The 12,579-nt window shown below is 61.1% G+C and carries 13 protein-coding genes and 1 tRNA gene; 10 read left to right on the top strand and 4 right to left on the bottom strand.

Going from position 1 to position 12,579, the window contains the following annotated elements; translation table 11 throughout:
- Positions 1–23 precede the first annotated feature (23 nt).
- The 5 genes from IPK17_RS10965 (at position 24) to IPK17_RS10945 (ending at position 4,262) form a co-directional block, all read left to right on the top strand.
- Complete coding sequence (locus tag IPK17_RS10965; RefSeq protein ID WP_343417733.1) at positions 24–1,097, top strand: hypothetical protein; 1,074 nt, start codon at positions 24–26, stop codon at positions 1,095–1,097.
- Positions 994–1,959, top strand: coding sequence for a S41 family peptidase (locus IPK17_RS10960; protein WP_350341629.1), 966 nt, complete (start codon positions 994–996; stop codon positions 1,957–1,959). The genes IPK17_RS10965 and IPK17_RS10960 overlap by 104 nt, the downstream gene beginning before the upstream one ends.
- A 12-nt stretch (positions 1,960–1,971) precedes the next feature.
- Positions 1,972–3,045, top strand: a complete 1,074-nt coding sequence (locus IPK17_RS10955) for a glucose-1-phosphate thymidylyltransferase (protein WP_343417731.1) — start codon at positions 1,972–1,974, stop codon at positions 3,043–3,045.
- Between the two features lie 162 nt (positions 3,046–3,207).
- The gene (locus tag IPK17_RS10950) at positions 3,208–3,705 is read left to right on the top strand and encodes a DinB family protein (protein ID WP_343417730.1); all 498 of its coding nucleotides are present in this window, start codon (positions 3,208–3,210) and stop codon (positions 3,703–3,705) included.
- 8 nt (positions 3,706–3,713) lie between these two features.
- The gene (locus tag IPK17_RS10945) at positions 3,714–4,262 is read left to right on the top strand and encodes an LOG family protein (RefSeq protein WP_343417729.1); all 549 of its coding nucleotides are present in this window, start codon (positions 3,714–3,716) and stop codon (positions 4,260–4,262) included.
- Between the two features lie 183 nt (positions 4,263–4,445).
- Here the strand turns inward: IPK17_RS10945 and IPK17_RS10940 are convergent, their stop codons facing one another.
- Positions 4,446–4,895: an MGMT family protein gene (locus IPK17_RS10940; RefSeq protein WP_343417728.1), complete on the bottom strand. Its 450-nt coding sequence runs from the start codon at positions 4,893–4,895 to the stop codon at positions 4,446–4,448.
- 121 nt (positions 4,896–5,016) lie between these two features.
- On the opposite strand from IPK17_RS10940, the gene IPK17_RS10935 reads away from it, so the two are divergent.
- The gene (locus IPK17_RS10935; RefSeq protein WP_343417727.1) at positions 5,017–5,559 is read left to right on the top strand and encodes a GNAT family N-acetyltransferase; all 543 of its coding nucleotides are present in this window, start codon (positions 5,017–5,019) and stop codon (positions 5,557–5,559) included.
- A gap of 240 nt (positions 5,560–5,799) precedes the next feature.
- A complete protein-coding gene (locus tag IPK17_RS10930; RefSeq protein ID WP_343417726.1) occupies positions 5,800–7,305 on the top strand; it encodes a carboxypeptidase M32 in 1,506 nt (501 codons plus the stop codon).
- Between the two features lie 273 nt (positions 7,306–7,578).
- Here the strand turns inward: IPK17_RS10930 and IPK17_RS10925 are convergent, their stop codons facing one another.
- The 3 genes from IPK17_RS10925 to IPK17_RS10915 form a co-directional block, all read right to left on the bottom strand.
- Entirely contained in the window at positions 7,579–7,983 is a 405-nt protein-coding gene (locus IPK17_RS10925) for a DUF3566 domain-containing protein (protein WP_343417725.1), read from the bottom strand.
- A 14-nt stretch (positions 7,984–7,997) separates the two neighbouring features.
- The gene (locus IPK17_RS10920) at positions 7,998–8,189 is read right to left on the bottom strand and encodes a hypothetical protein (protein WP_343417724.1); all 192 of its coding nucleotides are present in this window, start codon (positions 8,187–8,189) and stop codon (positions 7,998–8,000) included.
- 134 nt (positions 8,190–8,323) lie between these two features.
- Positions 8,324–8,394: transfer RNA gene (locus IPK17_RS10915), tRNA-Cys, on the bottom strand.
- 145 nt (positions 8,395–8,539) lie between these two features.
- Between IPK17_RS10915 and IPK17_RS10910 the strand changes: the two genes are divergently transcribed.
- The 3 genes from IPK17_RS10910 (at position 8,540) to IPK17_RS10900 (ending at position 12,521) form a co-directional block, all read left to right on the top strand.
- The gene (locus IPK17_RS10910; protein ID WP_343417723.1) at positions 8,540–9,373 is read left to right on the top strand and encodes a hypothetical protein; all 834 of its coding nucleotides are present in this window, start codon (positions 8,540–8,542) and stop codon (positions 9,371–9,373) included.
- Positions 9,374–9,379: 6 nt separating this feature from the next.
- Positions 9,380–10,450 (top strand): glycosyltransferase family 4 protein, encoded by a 1,071-nt coding sequence (locus IPK17_RS10905; protein WP_343417722.1) that lies wholly within the window; start codon positions 9,380–9,382, stop codon positions 10,448–10,450.
- Positions 10,451–10,616: 166 nt separating this feature from the next.
- Positions 10,617–12,521 (top strand): WecB/TagA/CpsF family glycosyltransferase, encoded by a 1,905-nt coding sequence (locus IPK17_RS10900; RefSeq protein ID WP_343417721.1) that lies wholly within the window; start codon positions 10,617–10,619, stop codon positions 12,519–12,521.
- Positions 12,522–12,579 lie beyond the last annotated feature (58 nt).

The following is a 12,579-nucleotide window of genomic DNA, read 5'->3' as shown; positions in this document are numbered from 1 at the left end:
TCATTTTGCTGTTCACTGCCTCCATGAGCGCGGCACAAGAGGACGCGCCTCCTGCCGACATCGTCAACGATGAAGGCGGCGCGCAGGTCATCACCGGCACGCTGTCGTACACCAACACGCTGTTCACGGCGGGCGTCGCCCAGCCGATCATCATCACCGAAGACCAAGCCGGGTTTGTCGACCGCGACAAGTATTTCCTCATGCCGCCGCAGTCGCAGACGCTGGCGCAGATCACCAGTGATTTCTATGAATCGCCCGTCAACTACAGCCTGACGCTGCCGATTGAGCCGCAAGGCTCGTTCCGCGATGTGGACAACGACGCGGAAGCGGAACAGGGCGTGCAGGTGTTCGCCATCGCCTACTGGTCGAACACGTTTGGCGATCCGTTCCTCGAAGAACGCGATCTGTACGGCGGCGGCTGGTCAACGGCCTATGCCTCCACGCGCATTGACCCCGATCCGAGTTCGGAAGGTGAAGTGGTCGGCGGTAAGTACGTGATCTACGCGACCGATGACACGCAGGGTTTCCCGTCGGGCTTCGGCGCTGATGGTCTGCTGTTCACCGAAGACGATCCGATTGTCACCGTGCCGCAGGGCTATACGGTGGTCGATCTGGACACCGAACCGTTCACATTTGACCGCTCCGCCGCGCCCGTCATCGACCTGATCGAAGGCGACGCATCGGCGCTGCAAGACTTCTCGACGATGAGCTACACCGACGCCTTCGACGCGATGATCGAATTGTTCCGCACCCGTTACGCCTTCACCGAATACAAGGAGCTGGATTGGGACGCGCTCAAGGCCGAATGGCGTCCGCGCTTTGAACAGGCGGAAGCCGACGGCGACTCGCTCGAATATCGCCGCGCGCTGCGGGACTTCCTGTGGCAAATCCCCGGATGGGCATGTCTCTGGCCCGTTCATCCGCGAAGACCTGATCGACGCGGCCATCGGCGGCATCGGCCTCTCGACGCGCGAAACGGACGATGGTCGCTTCATCGCCACGCTGATCGTCCCCGATCAACCCGCGGAACAGGCGGGCATCAAGCGCGGCGCGGAGATCGTCAGCATCAACGGTGTGCCGATGAGCGACTGGGTTGACCAGACGACCACGTGGACGGGGCCGTTCAGTACCCCACATCATCAGCGGCTCGAACAACTGCGCTTTGCGACCCGTTTTCCGTTCGGGGATGACGTGACCGTCGAATACATTAACCCCGGCCAGAGCACGACCGACTCCGCGACCATGACGGCTGTGCAGGAACTCGACAGCCTGTTCGTCGGCGCGGCGGATAACCTGACGGGCTTTGAACTGCCCGTCGAATACGAGCTGCTGCCGAGTGGCTACGGCTACGTGACGATCTACTCGTTCAGCGACAACGACCTGCTGACCATTCAACTGTGGGAACGCATGATCCAGACGCTGAATGATCAGGGCGTGCCGGGGCTGATCATCGATATGCGCGTCAACGGCGGCGGCAGCGGTTTCCTCGCCGATCAGATGGCGGCGTATTTCTTCGACGAACCGCTGGAAACGGGCGGCTCCGGGGTGTACGACGAATCGCTCGGCGACTTCTTCTTCGACACCCGCAGCATCAGCCGCTTCTACCCGCCGCCGGAAAACCTGCGCTATCACGGCGACATCGCCGTCATCGTCAGCCCGACCTGCCTGAGCGCGTGCGAATTCTTCAGCTATGACATGACGCTGGAAGATCGCGCCGCCATCGTCGGCCACTACCCGACGGGCGGTTTGGGCGGCGGCGTGCAGGACTTCGCTATGCCGGAAGGCGAATTCGTGCGCTTCACCATCGCGCGCGAAGTCGACGCCGAAGGCAACATCCATATTGAAGGACGCGGCGTCGCGCCGACCGTGCGCGTACCCGTCACCGTCGAAACACTCATCGATGCCGAAGACGCACTGCTGGATGCAGCGGTGAATTATCTGGACGAACAGTCATCATAAGGGGGTAGGTGTATGAAGGGTATCATTCTCGCCGCCGGACAGGGAACGCGTTTGCGTCCGGTCACGCTGACCATGCCGAAGCCGCTCGTTCCCGTCGCCAACATGCCGCTGATCGGCTATGCCATTGAAGTGCTGCACAATGCGGGCATTGAAGAAATCGGCATCGTCGCCAATGAACTCGATTCGCCGATTTCGCGCGAACTTGGCGACGGTTCGGCGTTGGGCGTGAAGCTGAGTTATATCGTACAGGCGGAACAGCGCGGTCTGGCGCACGCCATCGGCCTGACCAAAGACTTCGTCGCGGGCGAACCGTTCTGCGTGTTCCTCGGCGATAACATCTTTCAGGACAAGATGGGTGATCTGCTGCGCGCCTTCCCTGCTTCCGACTCCGAAGCCAACATCGCGCTCGGCGAAGTTGCCGATCCGACGCGCTTCGGCATCGCCGAAGTGCAGGACGGCGTGATCAAGCGCGTGGTGGAAAAACCGAAGGTCCCGCCGTCCAATCTCGCGATTGCGGGCGTGTATCTATTCCGTTCCAGCATCTACGACTCGATCTCCAAGATCAAGCCGTCGGCGCGCAACGAGTACGAAATCACCGACGCCATCCAGCACTTGATCGAATCGGGCGCGAAGGTGACGCACTACAAGATCACCGGGTGGTGGATTGACGCCGGGAAGCCGGATTCGATCATGCAGGCGAATCAACTGGTGCTCGGCGAACTGCCGTATACCCCCGCGCCGGATGATCCCAGCATGATCATTGGCCGCTGCGACATTTCGCCGCGCGTGCTGGTCGGCGAAAACAGCCAGATCATCGACAGCGTGGTGCGTGGTCCGGTGATCATCGGCAAGAACGTGACCATCCGTAACAGCTACGTTGGCCCGTACACGGCGATTGGCAACAATGTGGTGATCGAAAACAGCGAAATCGAAGCCAGCATCATTATGAAGGACTGCGCGATCCGCTCCATCCCCGGACGCATCGACTCCAGTCTGCTGGCGGATAACGCCAAGGTGTTCGCCGCGGATCACGGCCCGGCGGTGCATCGCTTCGTGCTGGCCGAAAACAGCTACGTTCAGCTCTAAACGGTGTTGTAAATCACAACCAGCAACCCTCAGCCCAACCCCTCTCCTAGGCAAGCCGGGAGAGGGGCGGTTCTGCAAGCCGTGTTTGCTCCCCTCCCTGAATTGGGTGAGGGGACAGGGGCGGGGCAACACCGTCAAACTAGACTGCTTTTAGGGATCAGCATGACTTACAACTTGGGCTACAAAACGATTGATGAGATTCGGGCGGAGCTGGCCGAGTCGCGCCGGGTGTTGAATCACGTGCTCGATCAGGTAGGCGACCGCTGGGACGCGCAGGTTTACTCGGAAGGGGCGGCGTGGAACGTGCGCCAACTGCTTGTGCACCTCGTGCTGACCGATGCGGCGCACAACAACATGGTAATGGGTTACGCCGAGGGCAAAGAAGTTGTCCCCGCCGATTTCGACCTCGAACGCTACAACCGCCGCTCGGTCGAGAAGAAAGCCGAGCTCACGCCAGAACAGGCGCGGGAGAGTCTGGCGCAGTCGCGCGCGGCACTCTATGCCTGGCTGGACGGCGTGACCGACGAGAGCATCTTCGAAAAGACCGGACGCCACGGTTCGATGAATATCATGTCGGTCCGGCAAATCTTGCGCATTGCGGCTCAACATGAGCACAATCATGCGTTGGATATCGCGCGTGTATTGGGGATTCCCGTCTAGACAAACTTATGAACATCTGCGTTTACTGCTCATCGAGCAACACGATTGATCCGAAGTATTTCATTCTTGCCGAGTCGCTCGGTGGGCATCTGGCGTCCCGCGGCGACACGCTGGTCTACGGCGGCGCCAGCGTCGGCTTGATGGGCGCGATCGCTCGCAGCGTGCATGCGGCGGGTGGGCGCGTTATCGGTGTGATCCCGCAGGCGCTGGTCGACCGGGAAGTTGCGTATCACAATGCCGACGAATTGGTCGTCACGCCGAACATGCGCGAACGCAAAGCGACGATGGAAGCGCGGTCGGATGCGTTTCTGGCGCTGCCGGGCGGCATTGGCACGCTCGAAGAGGTCACGGAGATTATGGTCGGCAAGCACCTGCGCCTGCTCGACAAGCCGCTGGTGCTGCTGGATCTCGAGGGGTTTTATCAGCCACTGCTGGCGCTGTTTGAGCAGATGCGGGCGGCGCAGTTCGTCCAAACGCCGTTTGAGAAGATGTTTCACCTCGCGCCCACGCTCGACGCGGCGTTCGAGTACATTGACGCCTATCGTCCCAGCGTGTAAGCATACAACGATGCGTTGTTTGTAGGGACAAGGCATGCCTTGTCCTCTATATCCTTCTCTAGAAATTAGGACGAGGCATGCCTCGTCCCTACAGTTGATAACCTTATTGGCAACCCTCTAAATCGCGTCCCTGTGAAAAGCCGTCTTGAGCAGAGGCTGGACTGCTATTTCCACAGGAGTGCGTCAAAACAGGCGCATCTGACCCGTGTGACTCTGCTGCTTCTTGAGTGATTTGGGCGGGCGCAGGCCATGTTCCCATAACCAGTTCCGGTCAGGCTCCCATAAATACTGATTCAGATCGACGATTTCCGCGTCGTCGGCCATCGTCCCTTCGTGGCGCAGCCGCGCGCGCTGGAGCGCCGCCGAGACGCTGTCCGGCGGCAGGCTGATTTCGCCTTTGCTGTTGATCACCCGATGCCAGGGGATTTCCGGATCATCGACGCGAGAAACGGCATTCATAGCGTCTCCCACCCATCGTGGAGCGAGCTTCTCATAATCCGCCGCCTCGACTCCGGCTGGCGCTGGAATCATCGTGGCGATATGACCGTACGTGGAAACTTTTCCCGCCGGGATGTGGCGCACTATCTCCCAGACGATCCGATAGTAGACGATTGGATCTGGTAAGGTAATCATGGGACGCGCTCTTTCACTCTGTATTTGAGAGTATAGAAGATTCAATCAGCCATTGACAATGAATGTTTGGAGACTGTAGAGTCAGAGCCGTTATGAACTGTTGCGAACCAATTGAGGGTGTATGACCGGCGCGAAAATTCTTATTGGGGAGCGGGTGTATCTGCGACCGTATACGCCCGCTGATGCTGACCTGCTGCTGGCAGGCGCGAATGAGCCGGAGAGTGCCAAGCTCACGGGAACGCAGCAGACCTTCACGCGCGAACAAATCGACGCGTATATCCAGCGTAACCTGCAGCCGGGGGAAGACCGCGCGGCCTTCATGTTCGCGGATGTGAGGGATGATCGGGCAGTCGGCGAGGTGGTGATCAACGAGATCGATGCGGCGAACCGCTCAGCGAATATCCGCATCGCCATTTTCGCTCCGGCGGATTGGGGCAAGGGGTATGGCACGGACGCCATGCGTCTGATGGTGCGCTATGGCTTCGAGACGCTCAGGCTGCACCGCATCGAACTCGGCGTCTACGATTTCAACCCGCGGGCGGCGCGTGCCTATGAGAAGGTGGGCTTTCAGCGGGAAGGTGTACTCCGGGATGCGCTGTTCTGGGAGGGTGTGTACTACAACATGATCATCATGAGCATCCTCGAACACGAGTGGCGGGGGTAAAGTGGCGGTCTGGACAGGCCAGTTATTATCATGAGCGTGTTGAAAAAGGTCAGCTCCCGACCCCTCCCCTCTCCCCGCTTGCGTGGGAGAGGGGTTGGGGGTGAGGGGTTTCTAAACACCCTTATGACTGCTGCGCAGGGTGTCGTCGCTATTCGGCAGTCGGTCAGCTTGTCTGATTGACAGACTTGAGCTTTTCGAAATAAAATTAGCATTGAAACTATTTCAAATGGAGAAGAGGCGTTGGAGAACAAATTACAGGAACTCAAAACACGGCTGCTCGAATACTCCGATTTGAGCTTTGTCGGCGCGGTTCTCGGCTGGGATCAATCGACGTATATGCCGCCTGCAGGCGCGGAGGCGCGCGCGCGCCAGAGCAGTCTCGTCGGGAAGCTAGCGTTCGAGCGGCTGGTCGACCCGGCGGTCGGCCATCTGCTGGATGATCTGCGCCCATACGAGGAAAGCCTGCCGTACGATCACGACGATGCCGCGCTCATCCGCAATGCACGGCGCAGCTACGAACGCTATGTCAAAGTCCCGGTGAATCTCGTCGGCGAATTGCTAGAACATACCGCCCTCACCTATTCCAAGTGGGCGGAGGCGCGCCCCGCGAATGACTGGGCACGGATGGAACCGCTGCTTGAAAAGACGCTCGACCTCAGCCGCCGCTACGCTGAATGCTTCCCCGGCTACGACCACATCGCCGACCCGCTGATCGACATGGCGGATTACGGCATGAAGGCGCAGGATGTGCGGCGCGTGTTCGCGGAACTGCGCGAGGGTCTCGTGCCGCTCGTCAAGGCGATCACGTCGCAGACACCGACCGACGACTCGTTCATCGACAGCCACTATCCGCAGGCGGCGCAGCTCGCGTTCGGCGAGAAGATCATCAAGCAGTATGGCTATGACTTCCAGCGCGGACGGCAGGACTTGACGCATCACCCGTTCATGACCAAGTTTGCGTGGGGTGATGTGCGCATCACCACGCGCGTCCGTGAGGATGACGTGCGTGACGCGCTCTTCAGCACGCTGCATGAGGCGGGGCACGCGCTCTATGAGATGGGCATCAATCCGGCGTACGAAGGCACATCACTGGATGGCGGCACGTCAGCGGGCGTGCATGAGAGCCAGTCGCGTCTGTGGGAGAACATCGTCGGGCGCAGCCGCGAATTCTGGGATCACTACTATCCCGACCTGCAAGCGGCCTTCCCCGATCAACTGCGCGGCGTGACCGTTGACCAGTTCCACCGCGCCATCAACAAAGTGACGCCGTCGCTCATCCGCGTGGATGCCGACGAAGTGACCTATAACCTGCACGTGATGATTCGCTTTGACATCGAATTGGCGTTGCTGGAAGGCTCGCTGGCGATCAAGGACCTGCCGGAGATGTGGAACAGCCGCTATGCCAGCGATCTCGGCGTGACAGCGCCGGATCACCGCGACGGCGTGCTGCAAGACGTGCACTGGTACGGCGGGCTGATTGGTGGGGCGTTCCAGGGCTACACACTCGGCAACCTGTTGAGCGCACAGTTCTATGCTAAGGCGCTGGAAGCACACCCGGAGATTCCGAGTGAGATCGGTCAGGGCAAGTTCGACACGCTGCACACCTGGCTGAAGGAGAACATCTACCAGCACGGCAGCAAGTTCACCGCGCCGGAACTGGTTCAGCGCGTGACCGGCGGCAGTTTGCAGGTGCAGCCGCTGCTCAATTATCTGCGCACGAAGTACGGGGCGCTGTATAACCTGTAGTTGCCGACCCCATCCCTGCCCCTCCCCGAATTCAGTTGACGGAGGGACAGTTTTACCATTGGGAGCCATTAAGGCACCGGTTTGGGGAAACAGATTTCGTGGGCGCACGGCGCGTCCTTTTGCCAGATCGGGGAGCCCGGGCGCCCCCCCGTAAAAGTGTCCTGTCCTCAACCGAATTCAGGGAGGGGAGACAGATAAGAGCGTTTGTATAGGGACGAGGCATGCCTCGTCCTCAGTCTTTTCAAGACCACACTCCATATGAGCAGGGTGCGGTTACAGCTCCCCGCGCTTGCGTTTCATATCGATGTCGCGCCCGAGTTCGTCGAGCAAATCGTTACCATCCGTGTCCAGCCGAATCTTGAGTCCACCGACCCAGCGTGCGGCCAGATTATACGCCCACGCCAGCAGCGCCGTGCTGATGCCCCCGAAGATCGCCGCCATCGCAATGCCGACAAAGTAAAAGCACAGCAGGCTGATCAGACTCACCCCGGCGAACAGCGAGAGATCGATGGGGTTGCTGTTGACGGTCGCGTTGGTGGTGATGCTGTTCATGAACGGCGCGAAAAACAGCACCTGCATGGCCAGCGAGAGTAAGCCGAAGATGGTGAAGAAGATCGCGTAGGCAATGGCACCCACGCGAAAGGCCGAGCCGACATCGATTCTGGTGATGGTCCTCAAGGGGAATGTCCTCTCTACAGTTCGCTGCAATCCCACATGAAACCGCAGCGATCACAGCGCACTTTGCACGCCCGGCGCACCGTGGGTGCGTCGCAGGCGGGGCAGACCGTCGACAGGCTGTAATTGGGCAGCGGCAGCGGCGTCAACGAGACGCGCAGCGGCGGACGGTCAGGCATCGGTTCTGATTTTGGCGATTGTTCATCCATCTTCGCTGTCCATTCACGACTTGTCACACTCACGGACACGCTTCTGCGTGTCCCGACAAAGTTCAGGCTAAAAGCCATTGGCTAATCAGCCAAAATAAAAAAGACACTCCCCCCATTATAGGGGAATGTCTTGAAGGCGACGACCGGATTCGAACCGGTGATCAAGCTTTTGCAGAGCTTTGCCTTGCCACTTGGCCACGTCGCCGAGGTAGAAAAACAGTATAGCGGATGGTGTTACCGCTGACAAGGCTGGATTGGTCCGCTGGAGCGGGAGCGACGCGTGATCGGGAACGGACGGCGCGCGGAGTCGCGACTTGCATCACCGCGCAAAAGCCGCCACAATACAAGCTATGACAGACGAAACGACACGCCTCCCCGCAGGCGACAACGAACCCGTAGAACCCGCCGATCCCGGGGCTGAACCCGAGGATGCGGCTGAACCGTTGATTGATCCGCCGGATGTGGCTGACTCGTTCGACGAGCCGCTGCTCGAACTCGCCGCGCCGGATTGGAGCATCTATTCGCCAGATAGCAGCGGGCAGGATATCGACGCGGCGTTGGCGGCTGTCGCCGCGCTGAGCGAACCCGTCACTCGGCAGGAAGCCGAAGAGATCGCCCTCGATGCCGCGCCGCGCAAGCGGGCGAGCGCGTATGCGCCGCAGCTCGCTATGCCGCCGCTGTCGCGCCTCAAGCGTGGGCAGCTTGGCTCGGTCGTCCCGGCGCTGCTGCTGATCGGCTTGGGCGCGTGGCTCACGCTGACCACGACGTCCGGCAGCAGCATCGATCCCCAGATACTAACCGTTGCCATCATCGGCGGGGCGGCGCTCGCGCTGGTGGCCTACTGGCTCGGTGCGGGGCGCTGGTCGCGCGGGACACTGCTGTTCGGCTTGCTGATCGCGCTCACGCTGGCGGTCGGGGTTGCTATGCTGCAATCGGTGAGCTTCTACCCGCTGATCTTCGCCGCCCTCGGCGTCGGCTTGATCGGTGCGGGGGTGTTGGCCCGTCCCGTCGAGCGCCGCGCGTTCATCCCCGGCCTGCTGCTGATCCTGGGTGGGGCGGCGGGGCTGCTGGAAAGCCTCGGCATTGTGCCGCCGATTCAACTATCCGCGGCGACCGTCATGCTGCCGGTGGTGGCGGTGCTCATCGTCATTTTGCTGATTCTGCCGCGTCTGCGCCGCCGTTAGCTGATCGTGCGCCTCGCCATCGACGCCAGCCGGACGACGGTCGCCCGCGTCACCGGGACGGAGCGCTACGCGCTGGAGATCATCCGCGCGGTGCTGCGCCACAACACTGCGCACCAGATCACGCTGTATTTTCGCGATCAGCCGCCCGCCGATCTCTTCCCCGGCGCGGACTGCCGCGTCATTCCGTATCCCCGCGCGTGGACGCATCTGCGGCTCGCTGCCGAACTCTTCAAAGATCGACCCGACGCGCTGTGGACGCCTGCGCATACCCTGCCGTTCGTCTTCCCCGGCAAGGGAATCATGACCGTGCATGACCTGGGCTACAAGTATTTTCCCGAAGCGCACACGCCGAATCAGCGGCGCTACCTCGATCTGTCGACGCGCTGGAGCGCGAGCCGCGCCCGTGTGATTTTCGCGGACAGCCGCGCGACTGCCAACGATTTGCAGCGCTTCTACCGCACATCACCGGGCAAAATCCGCGTCGTGTATCCCGGCGTCGATGCGCCGCCGATTAGGGATGTGACCGCCGCGCGCAAAAAGTATCATTTGCCAGAACGCTACTTCTTGTTTCTAGGGACACTTCAGCCACGCAAAAACATCCAGCGGATTGTGCAGGCGTTTCAGCAGTGGCGGAAAACGCGCCCGAAGGATGATCCGACCGGGCTGGTGCTGGCGGGCAACCCCGGCTGGCTCTTCGATGCGGCGTGGATTGTTGGCGCGGAACATATCTACATGCCGGGCTTCGTCGACGATGCCGATAAAGGCGCGCTGTATGCGGGAGCGCTGGGGCTCGTCTTCCCGACGCTCTACGAAGGCTTCGGCTTCCCGATTCTCGAGGCGATGCTGTGCGGTACGCCTGTGATCGCGTCGACCACGTCGAGCCTGCCGGAACTGGCGGGCGACGCCGCGCTGCTGGTCGATCCGCTGGATGTGATGGCGATTGCCGACGCGTTGGAGCGTCTGAGCACGGATGACGCCCTGCGCGCACGCCTGATCGCGGCGGGCAGGCCGCAGGCGCAGCAGTTTACGTGGGATCGCGCCGCGCAAGCCGTGCTCAATGCGCTAGAAGATGTTTAAAGAAAGTGCTTAACGCAAAGACACGAAGACGCAAAGGCGCAAAGGAAAGGGTAAAAATGCGCTTTCACTGTCAACTGCCTGTTGTGTCGTGTAGACTTTGTTTGGCGTCTTCGCGACTTGGCGTCTTTGCGTTAGGCTTTTTTTTGTTCTTTGTCTGAGCTGATGAATGTCCCAACGATTTTTGATTATCCAGCTAGCCGATATTGGCGACCTGATCCTCTCCACGCCCGCGATCAGTGCGCTGCGTGAGGCGCATCCCGACGCGCATATCGCCGTGCTGACGACCAAGCATGCCGCGCCGATTCTCGACCCGCGGCTCGTGGATGAAGTGATCACCTTCGACAAGCACACCTTTGACAGCCCGAAAGCCATGCTCAAGCCCGCGAATGCGGTCGCGCTGCTCAAGCTGGCGGGGCGACTGCACCGTGGTCACTATGACACGCTGCTGTTCTTCCATCATTTCACCACGCGCTTCGGTACGCTCAAATTTGCAGGGCTGGCGCTGGCGGCGGGCGCGGGGCGAAGAGTCGGCTTGGAGAACGGGCACGGCTTCTTTTTGACCGAGCGAGTACCGGATGACGGTTTCGGCGCGCGGCATCAGGCGCAGTACTGGCTGGACATAGTCGCGCGGGTCGGGGCATCGAACGCGCCGCGCCCGGCACAGGTAGCGACCTCACCTCACCCCCCAGCCCCCTCTCCGAGCGGAGAGGGGGAGCAGTCCCCTCTCACCTGGGAGAGGGGATATAGGGGTGAGGTTGATGCACGCCTCATCGCTCTCCACGCGGGCAGCGGCGGATTCAGCCTCGCGCGGCGCTGGGAAGCAGAGAAGTTCGCCGCCGTCGCCGATGCGCTGATCGAACGCCACAACGCGCAAATTGTGCTGGTGGGCGGCAAGTCGGATGATTCGCCTGCCGTGATTGCCGCAATGAAACAGACGCCATTCGATTTGACGGGTAAAACCACGCTGCCCGAACTGGCAAGTTTCCTCAAAGAGTGCGATCTGTTCATCGGCGCGGATTCGGGCGTGCTGCACCTCGCCGCGGCGGCGGGCGTGCCGATTGTGGCGGTCTTTGGACCGAGCAACGCGGCGGCGTGGAGTCCGTGGGGCGTGCCGCAGACGCTGGTGCGCAGCGCGCCGGAATGTTCGCCGTGCAGCTACGTCGGGCACGAGCTCGGCTTGCGCAATGGCTGCGCGGCGCGGACGTGCATGCGCATGATCACGCCGGAACAGGTGAGCGCCGCGGTGGGGCAGATGTTAACAACCACCTCACGACCCTCTCCGTGGGGAGGGGACTTGGACAGTGCTTCCCCTCGCCCTTGGAAACAGGTTGATCGTCGTTACCCTGACCACCTGCACATTCTCGGCATTCCCGTCAGCCGCATCACCTACGCACAGTGGATGGATTTGATCGACTCGTGGGTGCAGGCCAAAGATCGGCTGCATCATGTGTGTACGGTCAACCCGGAAATGCTCATGATCGCGCAGCAGGACGTGAACTTTCGCAATATCCTGAAGCGCGTCGATTTGACCGTGCCGGATGGCGTCGGGCTGCTGTGGGCGGCGCGGCGCATCGGGCAACCGGTGCCCGAGCGCGTGACCGGGTCGGATGGCGTGCCGCGCATCGCGCAGGAAGCAGCATTGCGCGGCTGGAAGCTGTTCCTGCTCGGCGCGGCGGACGGCGTCGCGGAGAAAGCGGCGAACATCCTGCGCGACCAGAATTCCGGCTTACAAATCGTTGGGACGTATGCGGGCAGTCCGCGTTGGGAAGAAGAAGATCGGCTGGTCGAGATGGTCAATGCCAGCGGCGCGGATATTCTGCTGGTGGCCTATGGCGCGCCGGAGCAGGACAAGTGGATCGCCCGCAACGCGCCGCGCCTTAACGTGAGCATGGCGATGGGCATTGGCGGTACGCTCGATTTTGTTGCGGGCATCATCCCGCGCGCGCCGCTGCGCTGGCAGAAGCTCGGGCTAGAATGGCTCTACCGCTTATACTTGCAGCCGTGGCGCATCAAGCGGATGCTGCGCCTGCCGCGCTTTGTGCTGGCGGTGCTGCGTCGAGGGGCAAACTAGGGATGCAAACCCCTCTCCTACGCAAACGGAGAGAGGGGCGGCTGTGCGAGTATGGTTG

The sequence above is a fragment of the Candidatus Flexifilum breve genome, from assembly GCF_016713355.1.
Note: the sequence above shows the minus strand (reverse complement) of the source record. Positions and strands in the feature narration are given on the sequence as shown.